The sequence below is a fragment of the Cupriavidus sp. OTU4054 genome (assembly GCF_038440175.1).
Taxonomy (GTDB): domain Bacteria; phylum Pseudomonadota; class Gammaproteobacteria; order Burkholderiales; family Burkholderiaceae; genus Cupriavidus; species Cupriavidus pauculus_D.
In genome coordinates, this window is sequence record NZ_JASATF010000009.1 from 164,577 (window position 1) to 189,435 (window position 24,859).

A 24,859-nucleotide genomic window follows, 5' to 3' on the forward strand; every position below is an offset into this window, starting at 1 on the left:
GATGAACACAGGAGACACGCCGTTCGAGGCGCCGCTGCGCGGCGTCAAGGTGCTCGAGCTGTCGCAGATCATGGCGGGACCCACGTGCGGGCTCATGCTGGCCGACATGGGCGCCGACATCTACAAGGTGGAGAAGTTTCCCGCCGGCGACGATGCCCGCAACTATCGCCGCGAAGGCGACAGCGGCCTGCCCGCTTCCTTCATGATGCTGAATCGCGGCAAGCGCTCCATCGGCATCAACTTCAAATCGCCGGAAGGCAAGGCCGCGTTACTGCGGATGGTGGCGCAGGCCGACGTGCTGACGGAGAACTTCCGCCTCGGTGTCATGGAACGGCTGGGGCTGGGCTACGACGTCCTCAGGGAGGTCAATCCCGCGCTGATCTATTGCTCCGTGACCGGTTACGGTCGCGAAGGTCCGCTCGCGAGCAAGGGCGGCTTCGATCTGATCCTGCAGGCGTTCAGCGGCCTGATCAGCGTGACGGGCGAGGAAGGCGGCGAACCGGTCAAGCCCGGCATCTCGATCGCCGACGTCAATGCGGGCGTGCTCGCGGCGGTAGGCATCCTCGCCGCCTATATCCATCGCCTGCGCACGGGACGCGGCCAGCGCGTCGATACGTCGCTGCTGCAGGCGTCGATGCAGCAGCTTTACTGGTATGCCGCGAGCTATTTCTCGCGCGGCATCGTCCCGAAGCCGTCCGGCACCGCGCACCCACTGGTCGCGCCGTATCAGGTATTCCGCTGCCAGGACGGCCGCATGGCAATCGGCGGCGCAAACCAGGCGAACTGGGAGCGCATCGCCGGCCTGCTCGGCCACCCGGAATGGACGACCGACCCGCGCTTCGACACGCCCGAGGTCCGCCATGCCAACCGCAAGAAGCTGGCGGAACTGATCGATGGGGTGCTCGCGGCGGACACGCTGGCGGTCTGGCTCGATCGCTTCGACGCGGCGGGTATCCCGGCCGGCCCCGTCAACGACGTGGGGCAGGCGCTGGATCACGAGCAGGCGCGCGCGGTGCGCATGGTGGTCGATGTCGATGGCCCCGAGGGAGGATCGATGCGCGCACTGGGCCTGCCCATCCTGTTCAACGGCACCACGCACGTCGCCCGCGCCGCCCCGCCGCGCGTGGGCGAAGACAGCACCGATATCCTGCGCGAGTTCGAGTTTTCGGACGACGAGATCGCGGCGCTCGTGGCCTGCGGCGCGGTGTATCAGACCGAAACCGGCCGTCGGCGCGAAGCGGCCGACGCTCGCGAAACGGTGGTGTCATGAGCGAGACCAGCATGCAGGCTTATCCCGACCTCGGGCTGCACGTCGAGAATGGGCTCGCCATCGTTTCCATCGAACGTCCCGGGAAACGCAACGCACTGACGCTTGCGATGTGGCGAGGGCTGGGCGCGCTGATGCAGGCCCTCGACGCGCGCGAGGATGTCCGCGTCATCGCGCTGACCGGCCGCGGCGCCAGCTTCTGCGCGGGCGCCGATATCACCGAGTTCGCCACCGTACGGTCCAATCCCGGCCAGGTGGTCGTCTACGAAGCTGCCGTCGATGGCTGCTGCGATGCCATCGAGAACGTCTCCAAGCCCACCATCGCCGCGATCAACGGCTTCTGCATGGGCGGCGCGGTGAACATCGCGATGGCTTTCGACTTCCGCTACGCGGTGCCGGAGGCGCAGTTGTCGATTCCGGCCGCGCGCCTGTCCATCGTCTATGGCCTGAAGGGCACGCGCCGGCTGTTCGAACTCGTGGGCATCTCCAATGCCAAGCGCATCCTGTTCACGGGCGAACGGCTCGATTCCGCCGAAGGCTATCGCATCGGCCTCGTCGACGATGTCGCCGACGACGTGCTGGCGAGGACCCGCGCGGCCGCGGCCGTGCTGGCCGATAACGCCCCGCTGTCCATCAGTGGCGCCAAGGCGATCCTGAACGGGCTCGCCAATGGCGACCCGAACCTGACCGAGCACACCGTTCAGGCGCTCGTCGATCGCGCGGCGCTGAGCGAGGACTATGCGGAGGGCCGCCAGGCGTTCGGGGAAAAGCGCCGCCCCGTGTTTCGCGGCCGCTAGCCGCAGCCATTCATCGACATAGCCGGCAGCACGTCTAGACCGGCATCACCAACGAGGAGACATCATGCACGCACGACTGCATCTACGACAATCTGCCGCCGCATTGGCCACCGCATTGGCCGCCATCGGGGCCGGCACCTTCCTGGCCATCCATCCCGCCATCGCGCAGGACGCCTACCCCAGCAAGCCGATCCGGCTCGTCATCGGCTTTCCGCCGGGCGGCGCGGCCGACACGATCGCGCGCATCTACGGCGAAGCGCTGTCGAAGGAACTCAAGCAGCCCGTGGTCGTCGACAACCGGCCCGGCGCGGGCACCACGATCGCGGCGGACTATGTAGCCAAGTCCCCCGCCGATGGCTACACGCTCTATATCGGCGGCGCGAGCCTGATGGGCGGCGACAACGCGCTGTACAAGAACCTGCGCTACACGGCGGGCGACTTCACGCCCGTGACACAGCTGACGACGGCGCCGCTGCTGCTCGTCGCCGGCAAGGCCAGCGGCATCAAGACCACGGCCGACCTGCTGCAGAAGGCGAAGCAAACGCCGGGCGCGCTCAACTACTCGTCGAGCGGCAATGGGGTGGTCACACATCTTGCGGGCGTGCACTTCGTCAAGATGGCCCACATCACCATGACGCACGTCCCCTACAAGGGCGGCGCGCAGTCCGGCCAGGCCGTGGCCGCCGGCGATGCGCAGGTCAGCTTTGCGACGCCCGCTTCCGTCCAGCCGCTGATCGATGCGGGCAAGCTCACACCGATTGCCGTGACCTCGGCCAGGCGCTCGACCGTGATGCCGAACTACCCGACCATCGCGGAGTCCGGCGTGCCGGGCTACGAGCTCAACAACTGGTACGGCCTGTTCGTCGCCAAGGGGACGCCCGCCCCCATCGTTCAGCAGCTCCATAGCGCCAGCGTCAAGGTCCTGCGCGAGCCGGCGGTACAGAAACAACTGGCCAGCCGCGGCGAGGAAGCGGCGCCGTCGGCGTCCCCCGACGCGTTCCGGACGTTTGCCACGCGCGAGGGCAAGCTCAACGTCGACCTCATTGCGCAGAGCGGCGCGAACATCGATTGATCGGCCTGCCTCCTCGGAAGATTGTATGACAGTCGTATTGACTTACGAATTACGCGTCTTTACGATGAAGTCTTTCCGAGGAGACACGCATGAATCAGGAACTGTTCGACAAAGGTCTGAAAACCCGCCGTGAAGTGCTGGGCAGCGAGTACGTCGACGCGTCGCTCAAGAACGCCGACGAGTTCAACCGTGACATGCAGGAGCTGGTCACGCAGTACTGCTGGGGCGACGTCTGGAACCGCCCGGGACTCGAACGCCGCACGCGCAGCTTCCTGAATCTGGCCATGCTGGCCGCCCTCAACCGTCCCCACGAACTGAAGCTGCATGTGCGTGGCGCCATCAACAACGGCCTGACCAAGGACGAGATCAAGGAAGTGCTGCTGCAGGTGGCGATCTACTGCGGCGTACCGGCGGCGATCGACTCGTTCCGCGTGGCGCGCGAAGTGTTCAAGGAAATGGGCATTTAAGGGACACCTAAGGAGCCGCGATGGCACAGCTTGGATTTATCGGCCTCGGGATGATGGGGTTTCCCATGGCCGGCAGACTGGTCTCGGCAGGCGTAAGCGTGGTGGCCTACGACGTCGTGGCCGATACCCGCAAACGCTTCGCCGCGGCGTTTCCCGGGGCGGCGGTGGCGGACGGCCTGCGTTCGCTCTGCACGTGCGACATGGTGATCACCATGCTGCCGAACTCCGATATCGTCGATGCGACGGTGCACGAACTCGCGCCGGCATTGCCCGCGGGCGCGCTCGTCATCGACATGAGCTCGGCCGATCCGGTGCGGACGCGGGCGCTGGCCGAGGCCCTGAACGCGCAAGGCAAGACGCTGATCGATGCGCCAGTGTCGGGCGGCGTGACACGCGCGACAGCCGGCACGCTGGCCATCATGGCCGGAGGCGCCGCCGCCGATATCGAGCGCGCGCGCCCGGTACTCGCGCACCTTGGCTCCAGCATCACGCCCGTCGGCCCGATTGGCGCCGGCCACGCGATGAAGGCGCTCAACAATTACGTGTCCGCGGCGGGGCTGATCGCCACGGCCGAGGCCCTCGTCGCCGGCCAGCGGTTCGGCATCGATCCCAACGTGATGGTCGATGTGCTCAACAGCTCGACGGGCAAGAACAACACGACCGAGAACAAGGTGAAGCAGTTCATGCTCTCGGGCGCGTTCAATTCCGGGTTCTCGCTGGCGTTGATGGCCAAGGACGTCGGCATCGCCGCGGAACTGGCGAAGGCCGTCGATGCGTCGATGCAGCTGGGCGCCCATGTCAGCGGCATGTGCGCCGATGCATCGGAAGCGCTCGGCAAGGGTGCCGACCATACCGAAATGTATCGTTACGTCCAGCCCCGATAGCCGATCTTTGGGACGCGAAATCCTGTAGGATTGTCTGCCAATCTGATTTCGAACACCCCCAAAGAGACACCCATGAGTACGGATATCGGGCTGATCCGCGCCGAAACCCTGCGCAGTCAGGTAGAGAACGTCCTGCGCGATGCGATCACCAGCGGCACTTTCGCGCCGGGCGCGCGCCTGATCGAGCGCGACCTGTGCGAGCGGCTCGGCGTCAGCCGCACCTCGGTACGCGAGGCGCTGCGCAAGCTGGAAGCGGAGAAGCTGGTCAAGAACGTCCCGCACAAGGGCCCGGTCGTTGCGCAACTGACGCCGGACGAGGCGCGGCAACTGTATGCGCTGCGCGGGTTGCTGGAGGGATTTGCCGCGCGGGAGTTCGCGCGCGTGGCCGACGACGCGGCGATCGCGCAGTTCGGCGTGGCCGTGAAGACCCTGCGCCAGCAGGCAACCGACCAGAACAAGCAGGGCGTCCTCGCGGCCAAGGCGGCCCTCTACGACGTGCTGCTCGACAACTGCGGCAACGCGCTTGTGCGGGAAGCGCTGCTGAGCCTGCACTCGCGCATCAACCTGCTGCGCACCACGTCGCTCATGCATCCGAAGCGCCTGCCGGAAAGCCTGCGCGAGATGGACAAGCTCTACAAGCTGCTGAAGGCACGCGATGCCGATGGCGCCGAGCTGGCCGCGCGGACACATATCGCCAATGCGCAGGAAGCGGCGATGCGCATGCTCGCGGAGGCGGAAGCCGCCGCGAAGTAGCACCGCCGCACCGCCGCCGGCCAGCCTATCGCATTACGAACGGGTTGGCCGGAACCTTGTCCGAGTACGAGATCCACGTGCTCTTGGTCTCGAGGTAGTGGCGTACCGCGTCGATCCCGCTCTCGCGGCCCAGCCCCGAATGCTTCATGCCGCCGAACGGCATCATGTAGCTCACCGCGCGATAGGTATTGACCCACACGGTGCCGGCCTTGAGCGCCTTCGACATGCGCACGGCGCGGCCGATGTTCTCGGTCCATACGCCGGCCGCCAGGCCGTAGATCGTGTCGTTGCCGAGGCGGATGGCTTCTTCCTCGCCATCGAAGCCGATGATCGACAGCACGGGCCCGAACACCTCCTCCTTCGCGATGCGCATGTCCGGCGTGACGTCCGTGAAGATCGTCGGCTCGACGAACTGGCCGCCGGGCATGTCCGCCGCCGCCTGGCCGCCGAGAATGCAGCGCGCGCCCTCGCCCTTCGCGATATCGATATAGCTGAGCACCTTCTGATACTGCGCGGGCGTGGTGACCGGTCCGATATTGGTGTCCGCCAGCATCGGATCGCCCTTCTTCGCGGACTTGCCGAGCGCGACGATGCGGCTCGTGAACGCTTCCTTGATCGAGTTCTCGACCAGCAGACGCGAGCCGGCGATGCAGGTCTGGCCCGTGGCCGCGAAGATGCCCGAGATCACGCCGGCGGCCGCCTTGTCCAGGTCTGCATCGGCAAACACGATATTCGGCGACTTGCCACCGAGTTCGAGCGTCACGCGCTTCATGGTCCTGGCCGCCTGCGCGTAGATGGCGGCGCCCGTTGCGTCCGAACCCGTGAACGTGATCTTCGCCACATCGGGATGATTGACCAGCGCGGAGCCGACCGTCGGGCCGAGGCCGACGACGACGTTGAAGACGCCGTCGGGAAAGCCGGCCTCCTTGGTCAGCGCGGCAAACTCGAGCGTCGACGCCGAGGTGAACTCCGACGGTTTGACGACCACCGAGCAGCCGGCCGCGATCGCGGGCGCGCATTTCCAGGCGATGAACATCAGCGGGGAGTTCCATGCGGTCAGCGCGCCGACCACGCCCACCGGTTCGTGCGTCGTGTAGGCAAAGTGCTCGGGCTTGTCGATGGGCACCACGCCGCCCTCGAGCTTGTCCGCCAGACCACCGAAATAGCGCCACCATTCCGGATGGTAGTTGAGCTGGCCGAGCATCTCCGACATCAGCTTGCCATTGTCGCGGACCTCGATCTCGGCCAGGCGCTGGGCATTCGCGGCCACGAGGTCGGCCAGCCGCAGCATCATCTTGCCGCGCTCGGTGGGCGTCATCTTCGCGTACGGCCCCGTCGTCATCGCCGCCTTGGCGGCGGCCACGGCACGATCGACATCCTTGTCGGTGCCCTTCGGAATCTGTGCCCACGCTTCCCCCGTGTACGGGTTGATCGTGTCCATCCACTCGCCCCCGGCGGGCGCGACATACTCGTTGTTGATAAAGTGGTTGTACTGTTTCATTCGATGACTCCGATTCTGTGACGGATGTTCAGAAGACGATCAGAACACGACCACGTCGCGCAGGCTCTCGCCGCCATGGAGGCGATCGAAGCCTTCGTTGATCTGATCGAGCGAGAAGCGCTTGCCCATCAGCTTGTCGATCGGCAGGCTGCCGTTCAGGTACATACCGATATAGCGCGGGACATCGCGGATCGGTACGCACGAACCGATGTAGCTACCCTTCACGGTACGCTCTTCGCCCACGAGACTCAACTGCCGGAACGGCCAGCGGTCCGCAGGCGCCGGCAGACCGGCCGTGACCGTCGTGCCGCCGCGGCGCGTGATGCTGTACGCCGTCTCCATCGATTGCACGGCACCAGCCATTTCGAACGCATAATCGACGCCGCCTTTCGTGGCCGCACGGATCTTGTCGATGGCATCGGGGTCGCGCGCGTTGTAGGCCGCGGTGGCGCCGAGCGATCGCGCGATATCGAGCTTGCTCTCGTGGATATCCACGGCGATGACCTCGCGCGCGCCGGAAGCCACGGCAGCCAGCAGCGAGCACAGGCCCACGCCGCCAAGGCCGACCACGGCCACCGTCGAGCCGGCCCGGACGCCGCCCGTATTGATGACGGCGCCGACGCCCGTCAGCACGGCGCATCCGAACAGCGCCGCTTCCACCGGGTCGATCGGCGCATCGACCCTGACGCAGGAATTGCGCGACACGACCGCATGGTCCGAGAACGCCGACACGCCCGTATGGTGGTTGACGGCCTGCCGGTTGGGCAGATGCAGGCGGCGCGCGCCGGAGAACAGCGTGCCATCGGTATTGGTCTGTGCCGCCGGCTCGCACAGCGCCGGCCGCCCCTCTGCGCACGGCATGCAGTGGCCGCAACTGGGGACGAACACCAGCACGACGAGATCGCCCGCGTGGAGATCGACGACACCCGGTCCCGTGCGCACCACGCGCGCCGAGGCTTCATGGCCGAGCGCGATGGGCACCGGACGCGGACGCACACCGGTCATGACGGACAGGTCCGAGTGGCACAGCCCGGCCGCCACCATCTTGACGAGTACCTCGCCGGGGCCCGGCTCGTCGAGCTCGAGTTCTTCGATGCGTAACGGTTTCGTCTCTGCAAACGGCGTCTTCGCATCCATCGCATGCAGTACTGCGGAACGAATTTTCATAAGGAGGGGTCAGGTTCAGTGGACGGCCACCGCGTCGAGCTCGGCCTGCAAGCGGCACGCTCCGCGTTCGATGATCAGGTTCACGTCAGGCAGGTCCCGCAGCAGGCTGCGATTGGACTCGGTCACGACGACGCACAGCTCGGGCGTGAGGTCGCGCAGCTTGCGCAGCGCCTCCGCGTACTGGTTGGCCAGCACCGGCGCAAGCCCCTGAAACGGTTCGTCGAGCAGCACCAGCCGCGTCCCCGCCATCAGCGCGCGGGCCAGCGCGGCGATCTTGCCCTGCCCGCCGGACAGGGCCGAGCCAGAGCGCGGCAGCAGTTCCGCAAGCTGGGGAATCGCCTCGGTGGCGCGTGCCAGCCGCCGATCGATCTCCGCCTTCGCCTCGCCAAGCAACTGGCACGGCAGGCGAAGGTTCTCTTCCACCGTGAACGTGGGGAACATCACGCGATCTTCGGGCGCATAGCCGATGCCGAGCCGCGTGCGCGCGTGTGCGGGTACCGTGGCCAGGTCGCGCCCATCGAATTCGATGCGGCCGCTCTCCAGCGGCAGCAGGCCCATGATGGAACGCAGCAGCGTGGTCTTGCCCGCGCCATTGCGTCCGATCACGGCGACGAGTTGCCCGTCGTCGAACTGGGCGTTGACGCCGCGCAGTACCGTGATGCCCGCAAGGCGGATCGTGGTTTGAGACAGCTTCAGCATCGCGCTCACGCCCCCAGTACGTTGGTCCGGACTTCCGGATCGTTGAGCACCTCCGCGGGGGTGCCGTCGGCCGCGATACGGCCGGAGATCCATGCGGCCACCCGCGTCGCGTAGCGCTCGACGATGTCCACGTCGTGTTCGACGAAGATCGTGGTGATCTTCTGCTCGTCCAGCGCGGCCATGATGGTCTCCATCAGCGTGTGCTTCTCTTCGGTCGAGACGCCGCTCGTGGGCTCGTCGAGAATCAGCAACTGGGGTTCCAGCACCATCGCCATCGCGATATCGAGCAGCTTGCGCTGCCCCTCGGGCAATGACTCGCACGGTACGTCGCCGCGATCGCGCAGGCCCACGAGTTCCAGCACGCGCTCGACCGTCGCCGACGGGACCGCGTCTTCCAGCGAGCGCCACAGGCCCATCTTGCCGGCGCGGCCGGCGGCGGCAATGCGCACGCAGTCGCGCAGCGAATGCTCGAGGAACAGCTGCGGCAGCTGGAAGCTGCGCACCATGCCCTTGCGGGCAATGACGCGCGGCGGCAGGTTCGTGACCCGCTCCCCACGAAAGCGGACCTCGCCGCTGTTCGGGCGGATCAGCCCCGTGCAGATATTGATGAAGGTGGTCTTGCCCGCGCCGTTCTGCCCGATGACCGCAAGCCGCTCGCCCTCGGTCAGCTCGAAGTCGATATGGTCGGCCACCACCACCGCGCCGAAGGCGAGGTTCAGGTCCGTGGTGCTCAGGAGCATTTGTGTCATGGGCGCTGCCCTCCCCGAGCTGCCGTCGTCTTTCTGGTGGCGCGCCTGGCCAGCAATCCGGCCACCCCATCGGGCGCGAAGAACACCATGATCAGCAGCACGAAGCCGAGCGTCATCTGCCATGCGCCGGTGATATATGCGGCGGCGTAGAGTTTCACGAACTCAAAGATCAGCGAGCCCACGAACGCGCCCACGGGATGCATGACCCCGCCCAGGATCGAGATAAAGACAATCTCTCCCGAACGCACCCAGTAGCCCATCTCCGGCGTGACGAGTCCCTGGCTGATCGCGAAGATCGACCCGGCCAGTCCGCACAAGGCGGCGGAAAGCACATAGCCGGTCAGGAACACGCGATACGTCGAGATGCCCACGTACTCGAGCCGCGTCTCGTTCGTCTTTACCGCGGTCAGCGCCTCGCCAGCCGCCGAGCGGAAGTATCGATGGATCGCATATCCGACCAGCACCGCGAGGCCCACGGACAGATACAGCAGCGCCGACTCGAATCCGTCGCGCTCCAGGACGACGCCGAAGATCGCGGTCCGCGTCACGCGCATCCCGTCCGTGCCGCCCGTGTAGTTGTAGAACTTGCCGAGCGCGGCAAACAGCACCATCGACAGCGCAAGGTTCAGCATGCCGAAGAAGATCGTGCGATACCGGACCACGAACGAGCCGATCACGAGGCCGCTCAGCGCGGCGAACGCGGTACCGGCGAGCAACAGCAGCATCGTGTCGAGGCCCTGCGCCCAGCGCGACAGATACGCCACGAAATAGCCGGCCAGGCACATATACATCGCATGGCCGAAAGACACCTGCCCCGCGCGCACGAGGATGGACACGCCCAGTGCCGCGATACCGAATGCGGTCGTGAAGATAAACGGCGTCTTGATCCACGGCAGCGCCTGCGGCACGAGCACGCCGACCAGCACGAGCAGCACCGCGATGGCCGCGAACAGCGACGGCTTCGAGGCCTTCTTGGCGGGCGCGATGGCAGGCGTCGATTGCATGACGGGAGAACTCATTTACACCCTCCGTGCCTGAGTGACCGAGAACAAGCCCTGCGGACGGAACAGCAGCACCAGCGTCATGATGATGTAAGGCGTCAGCACTTCCAGCTCGGGCAGCAGGTAGACCGAGAACGAACGCGCAAGCCCGATCATGACCGCGGCCACCAGCGCGCCCTCGATCTGTCCCAGGCCCGCCGTCGCCGCCACGGCAAACGACAGCACGATCATCTCCGCGCCGATGCCCAGCACCCATGACGTGGTCTGCACCGACATCGCGCCGCCGAGCGCACCGAGCGCGGAACCGACCGCGAACGTCAGGAAGCAGACCCGGCGCGCATTGATGCCGAGCGTGGTCGCCACCTCGCGGTGGTGCGCCACGGCCACGACCTGCTTGCCGATGAGCGTGTGGCGCAACGCGAGGCGCAAGGCAAAGAACACCAGCAGCGCGGTGCCCGGAATGACGAGCAGCTGATACGTCGTGTAGCTGATGCCGAAGACATCCATCACGCCCAGCGCCGTGACGAGTTCGCTCGACGAATAGGGCTGGCCGCCCCAGACGAGCCGCTGCAGGTCCTCGAAGATCATGAACGCGGCAAACGTCACCAGCAGCTGGAGCACCGGATTCTTCCCGTAGATGCGCCGGATCAGCAGCGCTTCCAGCAGGCCGCCCAGCAGCACGCCCACGACGATGGCGACCACGGGCAGCAGGATCACCGACCAGTACGGCGACATCGTCGCCGTCACCATCCATGCGCCCACGGTGGCGGCCAGGTAGCCGCCGATGGCGAACATGCTGCCGTGCGCCATATTGATGATGTTCATCACGCCGAAGATGATCGTGATACCCACGGCGACGAGGAACAGCAGCGCGCCATACGACAACCCGTCGAGGATCGCCAGCAGTACGGTTTGGAAATCCATCGCCGCTTACTTGGTGATGGGGAACGTGACGATGCTCGGATCGTTGACGATGGTGGGCTTCAGCGTCTTGACCCACGTCAGCGAGTTCTGGCCGACCGGTGCGGTCACCAGTTCGGGCGGGTACATGACCATCTTGTCGAGCGTCATGAAGTTGTAGCCCGGCGCCTTCCTTGTCACGCCCCACAGCTGCCATTCCATGCCCTGCCCGTCCTCGCGGATCTTGACCTTGTTGGTCAGGCCCGCCGACTCCGAGCCATGCAGCGCTTCCGCGAGCTGGGCATCGGTCGGCCATGCGCCGTTGTTCTTCTTGAGTGCGATCTCGTAACCGGTCTGCAGCGCCGCAATGGCCTGCGCCATATGGAATACGGGGTAGATCGGATACTTGCCCGTCTTCTCCTTGAAGCGCTTCACGAAGGCCTGGAACTTCGGATCGTCCTTGAACTGCGGATGCAGGAAGTAGTGGTCGCCACGCGCGCCGATGATCACGCCCTCCGGCAGCGTCGTCCCGAGCCGTTCGAGCGAGCTCTCGCCGAGCGACAGCATGAACGTCGAGTTCTTCATCAGGCCGCGTTGCGACGCCTGGCGGATAAAGGTATCGAGGTCGCCGCCCCACGACGTCGACAGCACGACGTCGGGCTTGAGCGCCTGCAGGCGGCTGACCTCGGTCGAGAAGTCCGTGGCGCCGAATTTCGGGAACAGCTCCGCCACCACCTGCACGTCCGGCTTGAATGTCTTGAGCGCCGTGATGAACATTTCCCACGAGTCGCGGCCGTGCGCGTAGTCCTGATTGACCACCGCGACGGTCTTGAAGTCGGGCCTGGTGCGCAGCAGGTAGAGCACGCTCGACAGGTGCTCGGCCGTGGTGTTCGCGGCGGAGCGCACCACGTACTTGTAGCGGCGATCCTCGAGGATCTTCTGCGCCGAGCAGTCGTACATGATGTTCACGACCTTGAGGTCTTCCGCGACGGGCGCAATGATGTTGCAACTGCCGCTCGAGATCGAAGCCAGCATCACGCGTACGCCCTGCTCCTGCACAAGCCGGCGATACTCGGACAGCAGGCGGTCACCGCCAACGCCCTCGTCGATGAATGTCGGCACCACCTTCACGCCACCGATGCCGCCCTTCGCATTGATGTCGTCGATCAGCATTTCCGCGGCGGCCTTGGCGGGCAGGCCGAAGACGGAGGCCGAGCCGGTCATGAAGGTGGTGATGCCCACTTTCAGCTCGGCCGGCTTGGCGGTCTGTGCCTGTGCCGTCGTCAGCGCGGACAAGGCGAATACCGACGCGCCGACAAGGCGCTTGAAATTCGAGTGCATGAATGTCTCCTGTCTTGTCTTTATGGTGTCGATCAATCATAGATGATTGTCAGACAATATTATTGGTGGATTGTATTGATTGACGCCCTAAGGTTCAGCGTGTATCGCCTGCGCCTTACATGACGAACACGCCCTTGCCCTCGGTTTGCCGGTCGAAGACGCGGTAGGCTTCCTCGCCGTCCCGCAGCGACCAGCGATGCGTGAAGAGCGCGTCCACGTCGATGCCGCGATCGGCGACGAAGTCGTTGCATGCTTTCTGTCCAACTGTGGAGAACGTCCATGACCCCAGCAGCGTGACCTGCCGGCGCAGCAGGTCACGGCTCACGTCGAGGCTCACGCCGCCGCCCTCGCCGACGAAGCAGGCCTTGCCCCAGGTCCGTACGCACTGGACCGCCTGCGTGCGCGCTTCGGGCGAAGACGACGAGTCGAGTGACGCATGCGCGCCCAGTCCGCCGGTCAGTTGCCGGATGGCGGCGACGGCATCGTGCTCGAGCGGGTTGATGACCTCGTCAGCGCCGAAGGCTCGCGCGCGCTCGAGCCGCGCGCCGCTGACATCGAGCGCGATGACGCGCGCGCCCATCGCCTTCGCGAGCTGCGTGGCCGACAGGCCGACGGGCCCCTGCCCGAAAATGGCGATGGTCTGGTCGCCGGTGAGGGTCAGCCGGTGCAGCGCGCCCCAGGCGGTGCCCGTTCCGCAGGAAATCGCGGCGCCGGTCTCGAACGACAGCTCGTCGCGAAGCTCGACGATCGTGCTCGCGGGGCACTTCATGTACTCGGCATGCGCCCCGTGGCCGGTCAGCCCGTAAATCTCGGCCACGCCCTCCACGCACATCTGCTGCCACCCCGTGTTGCAGTGCGGGCAAGCCCCGCAGCCGCGGTAGTGATGCACCATCGCGCGCTGGCCCACGTAGGCCTGCTTCGGATTCACGTTCGCGCCCACGGCGACTACCACGCCGCACGGCTCGTGACCCGCGATGACAGGCTTTGTGCCGTCGTAACCGATATTCCGCAGGCCTTCGCCAAACGGCGCGCGGTACACCTTCAGGTCGCTGCCGCACATGCCCGACGCCCTGACCTGCACGACCACCTCGGTCGGCCCCGGCGTCGGATCATCGAAGCGATCGAGGGACAGTTTCCGGTCTCCGGCAAACACGATTCCAAGCATCTCGTCTCCTGTATTCGTTTTTTTCTTCGACAACCGGACGATTCTGGCCGCTGGGCCGGCGCGTTGACAAACGCGTTGTTTGCACAGACCATTGAATTCAATTCACACATGCCTGTTCATGGACCAAATCCCGCTCATCCAACTGCGAAGCTTCGAGGCAGCGGCACGGACGCGGTCCTTCTCGGCCGCCGCGGCCGATCTGTTCCTGACACCCAGTGCGGTCAGCCACGCGGTCAGGAAGCTCGAAGAAAACCTCGGCGTCACGCTGTTCCTGCGCAAGGGCCGCCATGTCGCGCTGACGCGGGACGGCGAAGCGTTGCTGGTCTATGTGGGACGGGGATTCGAGGAGTTGCGGCGCGGCATGGAAGCGGTGTCCACGCTGACGTCGGACAGCCTGCGGCTGCATTGCGCGCCGAGTTTTGCGACGCAATATCTGACGCCGCGATTACCGAAGTTTTTCCGGCAGCATCCGGAGGTGCGGCTGCATCTGCTGACGGATATCCATTACCTGCAGTTCCAGAACGGCGAACTCGACGCCGATATCGTCTACTGCATCGACCCGAACGAGGGATACGCGTTCCATTCGCTGGGGCAGGACACGCTGACACCGCTGTGCTCGCCCGCACTGGCCCGGTTACTGAAGGTGCCGGCGGATTTGAGCAAGGTGCCGCTGATCGACAACTACGATCGCCAGTTGCGGTGGTCGCAGTGGTTCTCGCTGAACGAACTCAGCACCCCGCTGGTCTGGGGACCGTCGTTCGATCGGAACTACCTGGCCATTCAGGCGGCCGTGAACGATGTCGGCGTGATCATCGACTCCACACGCCTCGCGGAACGGGAACTCGCCGCGGGCACGCTCGTTGCGCCTTTCGCCGGTATCTCGAAAGACCTGATCCTGAACCTGCACAGTCTGGCCGTGCCCGCGAATATCAAGAGCCGCAGGGCGCTGCGCAAGTTCGTGGCGTGGCTCGCGGGTGAGCTCGGCATCGAGATACCGATGCCGTGAACGTTCCTAGTAGAGCGTTACCACCGCGTATGCAATGACCGTCATGATACCGAACGCCACGACCGCGTACGGCATCAGGAATCGATAGACCGATCGCTCCAGCCCTTTCCCCTCCGACAGGTTGGCGGCGATCGTCATGCGGACCGGCGAGAAGAACCCCAGCGACATACCGGACACGTGCTGGACCGCGGCCACGGCCGCGATACTGAGGCCCGCCTGTACGGCGAGCGCCTGCAGCGAGGGCAAGAACAGCGCGTTCGGCGGGCTGCCGCTGTTGGCCAGAATGCCGAACGAACCCGAGACCAGCGGCACGAGCAGCACCGCGTTTTCGTGCAGGCTCGTCATCAGCGCGGTGGCGATGGCGCCGGAGATGCCGGCGCCCGTCGTCACCTCCGCCATCATCGCGAAGATAAAGGCCGTGAGAATCGCCTGATGGCCCGTGCGCCATGCCCCGCGCGCCTCCACGCCGAGCAGATTGCCTTGCCGCGTCAGCCATGCGGTAATCATCGCCCCGACAATCAGCCAGACGCCCGCATGCAGGAATGGGCGGAACGGCGGCAGGTCGGCAAACGGCGCGATCGATGCAAGCGCGGTCAGCTCGCCGCGCAATGCCGGTTGCAGGCGCGTCAGGGCCAGCCCCGAGATCAGCAGCACATAGGGCAGCACCTTGCGGGCCGCGACGATCAGTTCGGTCCTGTCCGGCCGTTGCGTGATGAGGAAATACGCGGAGATCAGCAACCCATACGCCGCGAGCAGCGCGGTCTCGGGTCCGATGGCGGCATTGGCGGCCGCGAGAAGCAGCATGCCGATGGCGATCCATAGTGCCTCCCTGATGCAGTCGCCTGCCGACCCTTCGAATCCCGCGCCCTTGGCCGCGCGCCAGAACATCGCCAGCCAGACGGGCATCAGCAGCGCGACCGGAATGGTCGAGCACAGGCCCAGCGTGGTGGGCGTCATGCGGGCGTAGGCCGCGGCCAGTACCGTGCCGCTGCTCATGCCGCCCCATGGGATCATGGTCTGGCTCAGCAGCGCGAAGACCATCAGATACCGCGGCGCGATACCGAAATCCCGGAGCATGCCCACGGTGCCGAGCATGCCGACGCCGAAGCCCGTTGCGGACTCCGCGAAGGGACCCACGAGAAAGCTCGCGAAGAACAGGCGGCGGCGCCTGTCGGGCGCGGAGGCCGGGACGTCGGGCTTTGACGCCTGCGGTGCGATCTTCGCCGCGTAGCGGGACGCTACCTGCCAGAACAGCAGGCCGCCGAACACGTAGGGGGCAATCGTCCCGCCGATCCACGCGCCTCTCGCCAGCGAGACCGCCAGTTCGTGGAGGCCGAACGGCACGACGCCGGACAGCATCGCCACGGGCATCGAGGCGATGAGGCCGATGGTGGCCGCACCCGCGACGGAAACGCGCCCGCTGACGATCGCGGCGACGACCAGCAATGCGGGGACTGCCCAGACGAGATGCGACATGTCGGTCAATGCTACGAGCAAGAGCGGTGAAGTCCGGTATTGGAGAGCATCGCTCTACCGGCCGTCAACCGTTCCTAACCCTACCGCCACCTTCGAGGGGTCATGCCGCGAGCAACCGCGGCGCGTGCACGCCCGCCACCCTGAACGCCGCCGTCGTCAGATCCAGCTGGTGCGCCTGATCCTCCAGCGACGTGGCCGCGGCGGCGGCCTCTTCCACGAGCGCGGCATTCTGCTGCGTGGCCTCGTCCATCATCGTCACCGCGCGATTCACCTGGTCGATGCCGCTGCTCTGCTCGCTCGAGGCCGCGGCAATCTCGCCCATGATGTCCGTCACGCGGCGGATCGCGCGCACCACGTCTTCCATCGTGCTGGCCGCCTGACCGGCAAGACCGCTGCCCGTCTCCACGTGCGACAGCGACGTCTCGATCATCGACTTGATCTCGCGCGCCGCGTTGGCGCTGCGTTGCGCGAGGCTGCGCACCTCGCCGGCCACCACGGCAAAGCCCCGGCCCTGCTCGCCCGCGCGCGCCGCTTCCACGGCCGCGTTGAGCGCGAGGATATTGGTCTGGAACGCGATACCGTCGATCACGCCGATGACTTCCGCCACCGTTTTCGCGGCGCTGCTGATATCGGCCATCGTCGTCATCACCTGCCCCACGACGGCACCGCCCTGATTCGCCACGTCCACCGCGTTCACCGCGAGCTGGCTGGCCTGCCGCGCGTTGTCGGCGTTCTGGCGCACGGTCGAGGTCATCTGCTCCATGCTCGCGGCGGTTTCCTGCAGCGATGCGGCCTGCGCGCCGGTCCGCGCCGACAGATCGGCATTGCCCGCCGCGATCTGCCGCGCGGCGGCCGTAATCGACTCGGAACCCTGGCGCACGCGCCCCACCGTTTCGGCAAGGCGATCCTGCATGCGGGCCAGGCCCTCCAGCAGGCGGCCCATCTCGTCGCGGCGTTCCACATGGACGGCATGCGTGAGGTCGCCGCCGGCAATGCGGTCGAACTGCGCCAGCGCACCGTCGAGCGGCGCGATGATCGCGCGCAGCAGCGATAGCGCGCAGACGAGCGCGACCACGAGCGACACGAGGATCGCGGCGATCACGCCATTGCGGAACGCGCGATACGCCTGCTGCGACGATTCGTAGTTCTGCTTCGCGCGATCCATCTGGTACTTGGCCAGTTTGCCGCCCGTCTCGTTGGCATCGCGAAAGAGCTTCGAAACCTTGCCCTTCATGACCTCGTCGGCCAATGCACGATCGTTCGCGCGCAGCGCCGCGATGATCGCGCCGAGCCCATCGCGCCATGCCGCGTCGCGCTTGCTGGCGACCTCTTGCGCAAGGCGATCTTCTTCCTGGTCACGCGGCAGCGCGAGGTATTGCTTCCATGCCTCGTCGGCACGCCTGGCCAGCTCCTCGGTACGATCGAGCAGCCTGGAGGCATCCGGCGCGTCGGGATACAGCATCGCGCGATCGAGCGCCGTGCGCGCGCGCGTCATGCTCAGGTCCGACTCGGACAGCGCGAGCGCGGAAGCCAGCTGGTTGGAGTATGTGGACTCATGCGCCCGCGTGGCGGATTGCAGGCCGAGCAGGCCGGCGACGCCGACGCCAAGCGCGAGCAGGAACAGGATGGACACCGTCGCGATCAGACGGGCCCGGATGGTCAGGGTCTTGGGCATGATGGAGCGGCAAAGCGGTTGGATACCGGGGTGACTCCGCTTGGCTAACGGTGCGCTGCAACATTCCTTTAGCCCGGTTACAGGCGTTGCGCATCCGCCGTTTTTGTCTGCGCATCCTGTCATCGAAACGCCTTGAAACGCCGCCGCGCGCCTGACGGATCGATAGCCCCGACCTGGGGCATACTTCCCGTTCGACAGGCGCCAACCATGACCAGACAGATCCGAATCCCCATGGCCCTCACCCGCACGGTCCGCACCGTGCTGCTGGCGGCCACCCTACTGACCCAGCACGCCATGACCGCCCACGCGCAACCCTCGGACATGCAACATCCCGCCCGCACGCAATCCCTGACCAGCCAGCACGACTTCGCCACGACCGTGTCGCGCCTCAAGGACGCGCTGTCCGCGCGCGGCCTCACGCTGTTCGCCGATATCGACCAGAGCGCCGCCGCCATGCAGGCCGGTACGACGCTACGCCCGACGCGGCTGTTCCTGTTCGGCAATCCCAAGGGCGGCACCCCCGCGATGCAGGCCAACCCCCACGCGGCGGTCGAACTGCCGCTCCGCGCGGTGGTCTGGCAGGACGACCGCGGCACGACGCATATCGACTATCAGGACGCGGCCGGCGTGCTGGCAAACGAGTACGGGTTGCCGGCGAACACGGTCGCCCCGCTTGCGACCGTGCGCGCGCTGCTGGAGGGGGTGGCGGGAAAGTAAGGGCCTCCGGCTATCCGCACGTGAAGCTGGCCGCGTCGTCCGTGCTGCCGCTGCCCTTGTAGATGGCCTTGCGCGGATACGGACACAGCGGACGCGTTCGGGTGGCGGCCCCATTGGCCACCTTCGACGCGACGATGGTGTCCGGCGCGATGCCCTTCTCGACCCAGTTGTCCAACGCCTTCAGCACATCGTGCGTGGCGTCGATGGTGGGTGCGGCGATGCCGCCGTTTCCGAAGACGGTGGCACTGTTGCCGCCGGAGCAATGACCCATGCTCGGGACAAGGAACAGACGGAAGAAGCTATCCATCGCGCCCTGCGAGCCTTGCAGCGTCTGCACGGCGTTGTAATAGGCAATGGTGTCCCGCGGATTGACCACGGGGTCCGCCCATCCCTGGTACACGATGGCCTTGCCGCCTCGCGCCTTGAACGCGCCGATATCCGGGTTACGCTGATCGACGAGTTTGCCGACCTTGGCATCGGCGTATGTCACGTCGCGGTCGTAATCGAAGGTCCACCAGTTCCATTGCGGATTCTCGAATACCCACAGCCGCCAGAAATCGGCGCGCGTCGGCTCCGAGACGCCCCAGTAACTGGACCAGCCCGATTCGCTTCCCACCGTCAGGCCGGGATAGAGCTGCTCGCCGGTGCGAGGATTCTTCGGGCCCGCGTAGATTTTCTTGACGACGTCGATCTGCGGCTGCGTGAGGCAGGTCGGGCTGTCCGCGCCGGTACACAACAGGCTATCGACGTTGAACTGCGCGGTCGTGCATGCGCGCGGGTCCTCCATTGCGCCGTCCGTCACACCATCGAGGCTGTCGCATGCCGCCACCGCGGCGTTCGTGACCATCGCCATCTTCGACGCCGGAAGAATCAGCGTCGTATTGTCGCCCGGCGTGCGATTGCTCAGGAACCGATGCATGAACTCCACATTCAGCCGGATGCGATTGTTGCCGGGCGCCCCGGCAATAACGCCATCGAAGTCCTGCGGATACTGCTGGATTTCCGCGTAGCCCTGATGGCCGCCGGTCGAGCAGCCGTAGTAGTAGGCGCGCGAAGGGGCCTTCGACTGCAACGACGCGATCAGCGTCTTGCCGGGCGCGGTAATCGCATGGATCGACCGCGTGCCCCAGTCGGCAATCTTCTCCGGATGACCGACGCCCCAGAACATCTCGTTCGGATCCGCCGATTGATGCCCCGTGTCACCGCCGATGACGGCATAACCCTGCCGCATGGCGTAAGCCATGTCGCCGTAACTGAGCGCGGGACTGTAGCCGCCGTTGCCGGTGGTCACGAGCTTGCCGTTCCATGACCCATCGGTCGGGACCCATACTTCGAAGTTGACGAGCGAGTCCGACGTCGGTGTCGCGCTGCCCTGAATCCTGCAGAACGCGGGCAACCCGGTAAGGGGCGTCCTTGCGCCGGGCGGCGTGAAACTGCTTGCGGGAATCGCTGCCGCACTCGTCACGGACGCGCCGTCCAGCTTCACCTGAGCAAGCGACGTGGTGTCGCATGCGGTCGCCGTGGTCGCTGGCGGTGTCGTCGTGGCGGGCGGCGCGGACGATGACGGCCCATCGTCCCCACCGCATGCATGCAGCCATCCGGTACACGCCAGCACGAGCACCGGCCATGTCAGGTCCGCCCGGAACATCGGGTCTCGACGCATTTGCCTCCTCCTTGTATTCATTGCCTGCAAGCAAAGACCAGTCATGCGCTGGCGACCGGAGTATAGGCGCGACAAATTCGTGCAATAAATTGATTATTCGGATGTATTTATCGGTTTAGCAGGATGATGATCGGGTCGTGGATCGCGAGGTTTATCGATCTGGCAGCCGCTATAGCGTGCCGTGCAGGCGGCGCAGCCCACGGCTGAATGCCGCGCCCATGATCGATTCGTGACTCTCTTCCGGATAGACATGCGCCTCGACGGAGAATCGATCGTTGTGCCAGCCCTGCAAGATCTGTTTCATCATGAACATGTCACCCGGCATGTCGGTACGTCCCAGTGCCGACTGCACGACGCCCCGGATGGCATCCGGCATTGGCCCGCCAAACTGCAGGCCGAACCGTGCGCGATGCTCGAGTTCGCCCGCGCACAAGTAGACTTGCGCCGCCGGCGCCGGGCTTTCCGCGACGATCCGCGCGGCAACGTCGAGCAAGCCATGATCGTCCCACCACAACGAGGGACTGACCGCGAGATAACGACGAAACGCCTCGGGGCGGTGCAATAACGCATACAGGACGAAGAAGCCGCCGAAAGACTGCCCGGTCAGCGTCGCCTCGCCGAGATCGACAGGAAACGTGTCCGCGAGCGCCGGCATGAGTTCATCGGCCAGAAAATCAAGAAACGCCTCGGCCCCTCCCGTCGGGGCCATACCGGGCAACCCCATGAATGCAGGCGTCACCGGCTCGAAAGCCGGCCATGACGTGGTCAGCTCTCGATTTCGCTTGATGGCGAACGGGGGATTCGCATCGAGCGGATAGCCAACGCTGACGCCATAGACCAGAGGCAGGTCCAACCCCACCGCGCAACTCTTGATCGTGCTGATGAGCGCACCGCCGCTAAGCTCCGCATCTGTCGCAACCACCAGTGCGCCAAGCGTGCCCGCTTGCGGCACGCGATTCGGTGTCACGCAGATACGAAGAACGTCGTCGATATGGTCCGGCCGAACCAGCCAGACTTCAGACCCCGAAACCAGGGTATCCCGGTGCTTCTCGATAATTTCCATTTTTGCTCACCATGACCGTGAATCGAGCATCTCCGTGATGCATGCGACAGGTATATCGCTCGTTCACGCTGCGCTGGATCGGTCAATCGACCGATTCGTGGCGATCGAGCGGGGGAAATTGGAAAAATGGCGCAATCGAGAATTGCAGCGTGGCGGCGGGTTCCGAGTCGTCGTGCGTCACCGTCGAATCGGTGCAGCAGTATCAGGTCCTGCTGTATGGCGTGCGCTGGCCCGACGATCCCCCCTTCGCACTGAATCGCGCGTCGCCGCCGCGGATTTCGAGCTGCGACGCGCGCGTGACGCTTCGCTCGACGGCGCAGCCGCAATGCGGGAAAGCGCTGTTCTCCCCTCGCTTCCAGCAGCCCGGCAAGATCCAGCAGTTCTACAGCTACGTGCGACAGGTCGGCAGCAGGCACGACCATGTCGTCGACGTCAGCCGGGCCTTTATTGCCCTATGGAAGGAAGGTGCACCGTGGAGCGAAGCGGGAAAGTATTTCGACTGCGTGTTCGCCGTGGAGAGGACGGACGCGTTGGCGGGGCCGGGTCCATTCGAGGAATGATGCGACTGCGATGATGAACCACAACATCGACCCGCCCCTTCCCTTCCGCGAAGGCATGGCTATACTGTATATATATACAGTACTCGATTCCTCCAGGCCATGCTCCCACAACCTGCAAATTGCCCGCTATGCGGAACCGCCGCAGAACGCATTCGGTCCTCTGCCCTGCGCGGGTACAAGTACACCTGTCCGAAATGTGGCTCGTTCGGCATTGAGACCTCCGCCTTGGGCATCAATGCAATGCCACCATCGGCACCACAAGACCTTGCCCGGCTTCGGGCCTATGGGTATCTGCCTTGTATTCAGCGCGACAAGCAAGGCGTTCGCGTAGGCCCGGGCAAGGCATAACGCTCCCACGGGCCCACCAGATTTACTCAGGACACACATATCGGGCAGGGACTTCTGCCTTGACAATGGCCTCGCCGCGAGAACAGAATGTCCCGTGTCCTAGGACACGGGACAGCACGGAGGTGCGCGCGATGAAAAGTCAAGACATTCTGCTCCTATTGAAGCTTGTGAGCCTCGAGATCAGAGATCGGGAGGGCGGCCGGCCTCGCATAGACGGCTGGCAAGACTGGGAGCTGGAGAGTGCCGCTCCGGGCGGCTCCGCGCTGCTCGCGCAAGAGCTGGGGTGGGAGGACCGAAGCGATGTTCACCTTAAGGCATCACCGAGCGCGATGGTCACCCTCTCTCGCGCGGAGAGTCCGCGTGGCGAGGGTGAACTGGAATACTCGGATGCGGGGGAGCGGAATAAAGCTGAATTCAGCGTCCGAGGTCTAGCGGACTCAACCGGTATCAGCAAGTCGCAAGTGAGCCTGTCACTCCAACGGTGCTTCGAAGCAGGTTTAGCAAAATTAGATCGAAGAGACGGCGTGCCCCGCGCCAACGCGAAGGCGCTCGGCGAATTGTTGATCCACGGAATCCGTTACGTATTTCCCGCCAAACCGGGAGAAGTAACGCGAGGTATTGCGACATCGTTGGGAGCACCGGTCCTCGAAGGGAAGCTGATGTCCGCCGGCGAGATCGTGCCAGTGTGGCCAGACCCTCGCGGGAACACGAAAGGCGCGGCGATCATTCCGTTCGCGCCTTCGGTACCGAACGCCGTGCGGAAGGATTCGCGTCTGTATGCCCTGCTTGCCCTGACGGATGCCATTCGCATCGGGCAGCCCAGGGAGCGCAATCTGGCCAGCGAGATGTTGGAGTCCATGCTGAAGGTGACTTAGTGAAAAACTTCAATCGGCACAAAGATAAAAAAAATGGGAAGCGTCACGCTTCCCATCGATGCCACTCAGCCAATCAACCCATCACCCTCAGGTCACCGGTGCCGGATTGAACAGCGCCAGCGAGTTGTACAGCTTGTGGTGTTCCGCCCAAGTCTTCTTGCGCCCGCTCGCCACGTCGATCATCAGCTGGAACAGTTCCCAGCCCACATCCTCGATCGTCGCTTCGCCCGTGGCGATGCGGCCTGCGTTCACGTCCATCAGGTCGTGCCAGCGGCGGGCCAGGTCGTTGCGGGTCGCTACCTTGATCACGGGGACTTCCGCCAGGCCATAGGGCGTGCCGCGGCCCGTTGTGAAGACGTGGAGGTTCATGCCGGCCGCCAGTTGCAGCGTGCCGCAGATAAAGTCGCTGGCCGGTGTAGCCGCGTAGATCAGGCCCTTTTGCTTGAGCTTTTCGCCCGGTGACAGCACACCGGTAATCGGCGCGCTGCCGGACTTCACGATCGAGCCCATCGCCTTTTCGACGATGTTCGACAGCCCGCCCTTCTTGTTGCCCGGCGACGTGTTCGCGCTGCGGTCCACGCGGCCGCGGTCCAGGTATTTGTCGTACCAGTCCATCTCGCGAATCATGGCCTCGGCCACTTCCGGCGTGGCCGCGCGGGCGGTCAGTTGGTCGATGCCGTCGCGAACTTCGGTGACTTCCGAGAACATCACGGCCGCACCGGCGCGTACGAGCAGGTCCGTCGCGAAGCCCACCGCCGGGTTGGCGGTCACGCCCGAGAACGCATCGCTGCCCCCGCACTGCACGCCAACCACGAGGTCCGACACCGGACACGTCTCGCGACGGCGCTGGTTCAGCTTCTCCAGATGCGTCTCGGCCATCGTCATGATCGAGTCGATCATCGAACCGAATCCCACATGCTGGTCGTCCTGCAGGCACACGACCCCCACCTGTACCTCGCCGGCACCGGTCTGGATCGGAATCGTGCCCGGCGGCAGCAGGCGGTCCGGCTGCAGCTTCTCGCAGCCCAGGCTCACCATCATCGCCGTGCCGCCGAAGTTCGGGTTCAGCGCGATATTGCGCAGCGTGCGAATAGGCACCACCGCGTCCGGCGCGTCGATCGCCACCCCGCAGCCATACGTATGCTCGAGGCCGATCACGTCATCGACGTTCGGATACTTCGGCAGCAGTTCGTCCTTGATCCGGCGCACCGCATGCTCGACTACGCCCGACACGCACTGCACGGTCGTCGTAATGGCCAGGATATTGCGCGTGCCGACCGAACCGTCCGGGTTCCGGAAACCCTCGAACGTATAGCCTTCCAGCGGCGGCAGCGGCGCGGGCAGGCGCGTGCCGATCGGCAGATCGGTCAGGCCCGGTGCCACCGGCATGTCCATCACGCGCTCCCAGACCCAGCTGCCGCGCGGCAGGTCCTTCTGCGCATAGCCGATGACCACGTTGTAGCGGATGATCGCATCGCCCTGCTTGAGGTCGGCAAGCGCCACCTTGTGGCCCTGCGGCACGCGCTCGCGCAGCGTCAGGCCGTCGGCGAACACCGCGCCTTCGCCAAGGCCGCCGTCGTTGGCAACGATCGCGACGTTGTCGTTCTCGTGAATGCGGATATACAGCGGCGGCAGTGCCGGCTTCTGTTCGATGTTCTGTTCAAGCGTCTGTGGGGACGTGACCGACATGATGGTTCTTCCTTCTGCTTTTCT

23 protein-coding genes are annotated in these 24,859 nt (G+C 65.3%); 10 read left to right on the forward strand and 13 right to left on the reverse strand.

Annotated features, from left to right (window positions below; all coding sequences use genetic code 11):
- Position 1 precedes the first annotated feature (1 nt).
- The 6 genes from AAHB16_RS13380 (at position 2) to AAHB16_RS13405 (ending at position 5,240) form a co-directional block, all read left to right on the forward strand.
- Positions 2 to 1,270 (forward strand): CaiB/BaiF CoA transferase family protein, encoded by a 1,269-nt coding sequence (locus AAHB16_RS13380; RefSeq protein WP_150377048.1) that lies wholly within the window; start codon positions 2 to 4, stop codon positions 1,268 to 1,270.
- Positions 1,267 to 2,064: an enoyl-CoA hydratase-related protein gene (locus AAHB16_RS13385; RefSeq protein WP_150377047.1), complete on the forward strand. Its 798-nt coding sequence runs from the start codon at positions 1,267 to 1,269 to the stop codon at positions 2,062 to 2,064. The genes AAHB16_RS13380 and AAHB16_RS13385 overlap by 4 nt, the downstream gene beginning before the upstream one ends.
- A gap of 64 nt (positions 2,065 to 2,128) precedes the next feature.
- On the forward strand, positions 2,129 to 3,136 hold the full coding sequence (locus AAHB16_RS13390) for a tripartite tricarboxylate transporter substrate binding protein (RefSeq protein ID WP_342051094.1): 1,008 nt from the start codon (positions 2,129 to 2,131) through the stop codon (positions 3,134 to 3,136).
- 89 nt (positions 3,137 to 3,225) lie between these two features.
- The gene (gene pcaC / locus AAHB16_RS13395; protein WP_150377045.1) at positions 3,226 to 3,603 is read left to right on the forward strand and encodes a 4-carboxymuconolactone decarboxylase; all 378 of its coding nucleotides are present in this window, start codon (positions 3,226 to 3,228) and stop codon (positions 3,601 to 3,603) included.
- Positions 3,604 to 3,623: 20 nt separating this feature from the next.
- Entirely contained in the window at positions 3,624 to 4,487 is an 864-nt protein-coding gene (locus tag AAHB16_RS13400) for an NAD(P)-dependent oxidoreductase (protein ID WP_342051095.1), read from the forward strand.
- Between the two features lie 72 nt (positions 4,488 to 4,559).
- A complete protein-coding gene (locus AAHB16_RS13405; protein ID WP_150377043.1) occupies positions 4,560 to 5,240 on the forward strand; it encodes a GntR family transcriptional regulator in 681 nt (226 codons plus the stop codon).
- A gap of 25 nt (positions 5,241 to 5,265) precedes the next feature.
- On the opposite strand, the gene AAHB16_RS13410 is transcribed toward AAHB16_RS13405, so the two are convergent.
- The 8 genes from AAHB16_RS13410 to AAHB16_RS13445 all read right to left on the reverse strand — a co-directional run bounded on the left by AAHB16_RS13410 (position 5,266) and on the right by AAHB16_RS13445 (position 13,763).
- On the reverse strand, positions 5,266 to 6,741 hold the full coding sequence (locus AAHB16_RS13410) for an aldehyde dehydrogenase (RefSeq protein ID WP_342051096.1): 1,476 nt from the start codon (positions 6,739 to 6,741) through the stop codon (positions 5,266 to 5,268).
- Positions 6,742 to 6,780: 39 nt separating this feature from the next.
- The gene (locus AAHB16_RS13415) at positions 6,781 to 7,908 is read right to left on the reverse strand and encodes a zinc-dependent alcohol dehydrogenase family protein (RefSeq protein WP_342051097.1); all 1,128 of its coding nucleotides are present in this window, start codon (positions 7,906 to 7,908) and stop codon (positions 6,781 to 6,783) included.
- Between the two features lie 15 nt (positions 7,909 to 7,923).
- Positions 7,924 to 8,607, reverse strand: a complete 684-nt coding sequence (locus AAHB16_RS13420) for an ABC transporter ATP-binding protein (protein ID WP_342051098.1) — start codon at positions 8,605 to 8,607, stop codon at positions 7,924 to 7,926.
- Positions 8,608 to 8,612: 5 nt separating this feature from the next.
- Complete coding sequence (locus tag AAHB16_RS13425; RefSeq protein ID WP_342051099.1) at positions 8,613 to 9,356, reverse strand: ABC transporter ATP-binding protein; 744 nt, start codon at positions 9,354 to 9,356, stop codon at positions 8,613 to 8,615.
- Entirely contained in the window at positions 9,353 to 10,375 is a 1,023-nt protein-coding gene (locus tag AAHB16_RS13430) for a branched-chain amino acid ABC transporter permease (protein ID WP_342051100.1), read from the reverse strand. The genes AAHB16_RS13425 and AAHB16_RS13430 overlap by 4 nt, the downstream gene beginning before the upstream one ends.
- Positions 10,376 to 11,281 (reverse strand): branched-chain amino acid ABC transporter permease, encoded by a 906-nt coding sequence (locus AAHB16_RS13435; protein ID WP_342051101.1) that lies wholly within the window; start codon positions 11,279 to 11,281, stop codon positions 10,376 to 10,378.
- A 6-nt stretch (positions 11,282 to 11,287) separates the two neighbouring features.
- The gene (locus AAHB16_RS13440; protein WP_342051102.1) at positions 11,288 to 12,598 is read right to left on the reverse strand and encodes an ABC transporter substrate-binding protein; all 1,311 of its coding nucleotides are present in this window, start codon (positions 12,596 to 12,598) and stop codon (positions 11,288 to 11,290) included.
- 115 nt (positions 12,599 to 12,713) lie between these two features.
- The gene (locus tag AAHB16_RS13445) at positions 12,714 to 13,763 is read right to left on the reverse strand and encodes a zinc-dependent alcohol dehydrogenase family protein (protein ID WP_342051103.1); all 1,050 of its coding nucleotides are present in this window, start codon (positions 13,761 to 13,763) and stop codon (positions 12,714 to 12,716) included.
- Between the two features lie 118 nt (positions 13,764 to 13,881).
- Here AAHB16_RS13445 and AAHB16_RS13450 point away from each other — a divergent pair, with 118 nt between their 5' ends.
- Positions 13,882 to 14,769, forward strand: coding sequence for a LysR substrate-binding domain-containing protein (locus AAHB16_RS13450; protein WP_342051104.1), 888 nt, complete (start codon positions 13,882 to 13,884; stop codon positions 14,767 to 14,769).
- 6 nt (positions 14,770 to 14,775) lie between these two features.
- Here AAHB16_RS13450 and AAHB16_RS13455 read toward each other — a convergent pair whose 3' ends face one another.
- Both AAHB16_RS13455 and AAHB16_RS13460 read right to left on the reverse strand, forming a co-directional pair.
- Complete coding sequence (locus AAHB16_RS13455) at positions 14,776 to 16,245, reverse strand: hypothetical protein (protein WP_150377041.1); 1,470 nt, start codon at positions 16,243 to 16,245, stop codon at positions 14,776 to 14,778.
- A 100-nt stretch (positions 16,246 to 16,345) separates the two neighbouring features.
- A complete protein-coding gene (locus tag AAHB16_RS13460; RefSeq protein ID WP_342051105.1) occupies positions 16,346 to 17,920 on the reverse strand; it encodes a methyl-accepting chemotaxis protein in 1,575 nt (524 codons plus the stop codon).
- 207 nt (positions 17,921 to 18,127) lie between these two features.
- Here AAHB16_RS13460 and AAHB16_RS13465 point away from each other — a divergent pair, with 207 nt between their 5' ends.
- A complete protein-coding gene (locus AAHB16_RS13465) occupies positions 18,128 to 18,637 on the forward strand; it encodes a DUF302 domain-containing protein (protein ID WP_342051106.1) in 510 nt (169 codons plus the stop codon).
- 10 nt (positions 18,638 to 18,647) lie between these two features.
- Here the strand turns inward: AAHB16_RS13465 and AAHB16_RS13470 are convergent, their stop codons facing one another.
- Complete coding sequence (locus AAHB16_RS13470) at positions 18,648 to 20,300, reverse strand: tannase/feruloyl esterase family alpha/beta hydrolase (RefSeq protein WP_342051107.1); 1,653 nt, start codon at positions 20,298 to 20,300, stop codon at positions 18,648 to 18,650.
- A 169-nt stretch (positions 20,301 to 20,469) separates the two neighbouring features.
- Positions 20,470 to 21,363 carry an alpha/beta hydrolase gene (locus AAHB16_RS13475; RefSeq protein ID WP_342051108.1) on the reverse strand — a complete coding sequence of 298 codons (894 nt, stop codon included), beginning with the start codon at positions 21,361 to 21,363 and terminating at the stop codon, positions 20,470 to 20,472.
- Positions 21,364 to 21,512: 149 nt separating this feature from the next.
- On the opposite strand from AAHB16_RS13475, the gene AAHB16_RS13480 reads away from it, so the two are divergent.
- Positions 21,513 to 21,923 carry a hypothetical protein gene (locus tag AAHB16_RS13480; RefSeq protein WP_342051109.1) on the forward strand — a complete coding sequence of 137 codons (411 nt, stop codon included), beginning with the start codon at positions 21,513 to 21,515 and terminating at the stop codon, positions 21,921 to 21,923.
- Between the two features lie 479 nt (positions 21,924 to 22,402).
- Positions 22,403 to 23,146, forward strand: a complete 744-nt coding sequence (locus tag AAHB16_RS13485) for a hypothetical protein (protein ID WP_342051110.1) — start codon at positions 22,403 to 22,405, stop codon at positions 23,144 to 23,146.
- A gap of 87 nt (positions 23,147 to 23,233) precedes the next feature.
- Here the strand turns inward: AAHB16_RS13485 and garD are convergent, their stop codons facing one another.
- Positions 23,234 to 24,835: a galactarate dehydratase gene (gene garD / locus AAHB16_RS13490; protein ID WP_342051111.1), complete on the reverse strand. Its 1,602-nt coding sequence runs from the start codon at positions 24,833 to 24,835 to the stop codon at positions 23,234 to 23,236.
- Positions 24,836 to 24,859: the final 24 nt, after the last annotated feature.

What these genes read in the sequence shown, in the direction of transcription:
- AAHB16_RS13405 (WP_150377043.1), top strand. Translation starts at nt 4,560, where the DNA reads ATGAGTACGGATATCGGGCTGATCCGCGCCGAAACCCTGCGCAGTCAG.
- AAHB16_RS13420 (WP_342051098.1), bottom strand. Translation starts at nt 8,607, where the DNA reads ATGCTGAAGCTGTCTCAAACCACGATCCGCCTTGCGGGCATCACGGTA.
- AAHB16_RS13435 (WP_342051101.1), bottom strand. Translation starts at nt 11,281, where the DNA reads ATGGATTTCCAAACCGTACTGCTGGCGATCCTCGACGGGTTGTCGTAT.
- AAHB16_RS13390 (WP_342051094.1), top strand. Translation starts at nt 2,129, where the DNA reads ATGCACGCACGACTGCATCTACGACAATCTGCCGCCGCATTGGCCACC.
- AAHB16_RS13380 (WP_150377048.1), top strand. Translation starts at nt 2, where the DNA reads ATGAACACAGGAGACACGCCGTTCGAGGCGCCGCTGCGCGGCGTCAAG.
- AAHB16_RS13415 (WP_342051097.1), bottom strand. Translation starts at nt 7,908, where the DNA reads ATGAAAATTCGTTCCGCAGTACTGCATGCGATGGATGCGAAGACGCCG.
- AAHB16_RS13460 (WP_342051105.1), bottom strand. Translation starts at nt 17,920, where the DNA reads ATGCCCAAGACCCTGACCATCCGGGCCCGTCTGATCGCGACGGTGTCC.
- AAHB16_RS13430 (WP_342051100.1), bottom strand. Translation starts at nt 10,375, where the DNA reads ATGAGTTCTCCCGTCATGCAATCGACGCCTGCCATCGCGCCCGCCAAG.
- AAHB16_RS13450 (WP_342051104.1), top strand. Translation starts at nt 13,882, where the DNA reads ATGGACCAAATCCCGCTCATCCAACTGCGAAGCTTCGAGGCAGCGGCA.
- AAHB16_RS13475 (WP_342051108.1), bottom strand. Translation starts at nt 21,363, where the DNA reads ATGGAAATTATCGAGAAGCACCGGGATACCCTGGTTTCGGGGTCTGAA.
- AAHB16_RS13485 (WP_342051110.1), top strand. Translation starts at nt 22,403, where the DNA reads ATGAAAAGTCAAGACATTCTGCTCCTATTGAAGCTTGTGAGCCTCGAG.
- pcaC (WP_150377045.1), top strand. Translation starts at nt 3,226, where the DNA reads ATGAATCAGGAACTGTTCGACAAAGGTCTGAAAACCCGCCGTGAAGTG.
- AAHB16_RS13470 (WP_342051107.1), bottom strand. Translation starts at nt 20,300, where the DNA reads ATGCGTCGAGACCCGATGTTCCGGGCGGACCTGACATGGCCGGTGCTC.
- AAHB16_RS13400 (WP_342051095.1), top strand. Translation starts at nt 3,624, where the DNA reads ATGGCACAGCTTGGATTTATCGGCCTCGGGATGATGGGGTTTCCCATG.
- garD (WP_342051111.1), bottom strand. Translation starts at nt 24,835, where the DNA reads ATGTCGGTCACGTCCCCACAGACGCTTGAACAGAACATCGAACAGAAG.
- AAHB16_RS13425 (WP_342051099.1), bottom strand. Translation starts at nt 9,356, where the DNA reads ATGACACAAATGCTCCTGAGCACCACGGACCTGAACCTCGCCTTCGGC.
- AAHB16_RS13465 (WP_342051106.1), top strand. Translation starts at nt 18,128, where the DNA reads ATGACCAGACAGATCCGAATCCCCATGGCCCTCACCCGCACGGTCCGC.
- AAHB16_RS13445 (WP_342051103.1), bottom strand. Translation starts at nt 13,763, where the DNA reads ATGCTTGGAATCGTGTTTGCCGGAGACCGGAAACTGTCCCTCGATCGC.
- AAHB16_RS13410 (WP_342051096.1), bottom strand. Translation starts at nt 6,741, where the DNA reads ATGAAACAGTACAACCACTTTATCAACAACGAGTATGTCGCGCCCGCC.
- AAHB16_RS13455 (WP_150377041.1), bottom strand. Translation starts at nt 16,245, where the DNA reads ATGTCGCATCTCGTCTGGGCAGTCCCCGCATTGCTGGTCGTCGCCGCG.
- AAHB16_RS13385 (WP_150377047.1), top strand. Translation starts at nt 1,267, where the DNA reads ATGAGCGAGACCAGCATGCAGGCTTATCCCGACCTCGGGCTGCACGTC.
- AAHB16_RS13440 (WP_342051102.1), bottom strand. Translation starts at nt 12,598, where the DNA reads ATGCACTCGAATTTCAAGCGCCTTGTCGGCGCGTCGGTATTCGCCTTG.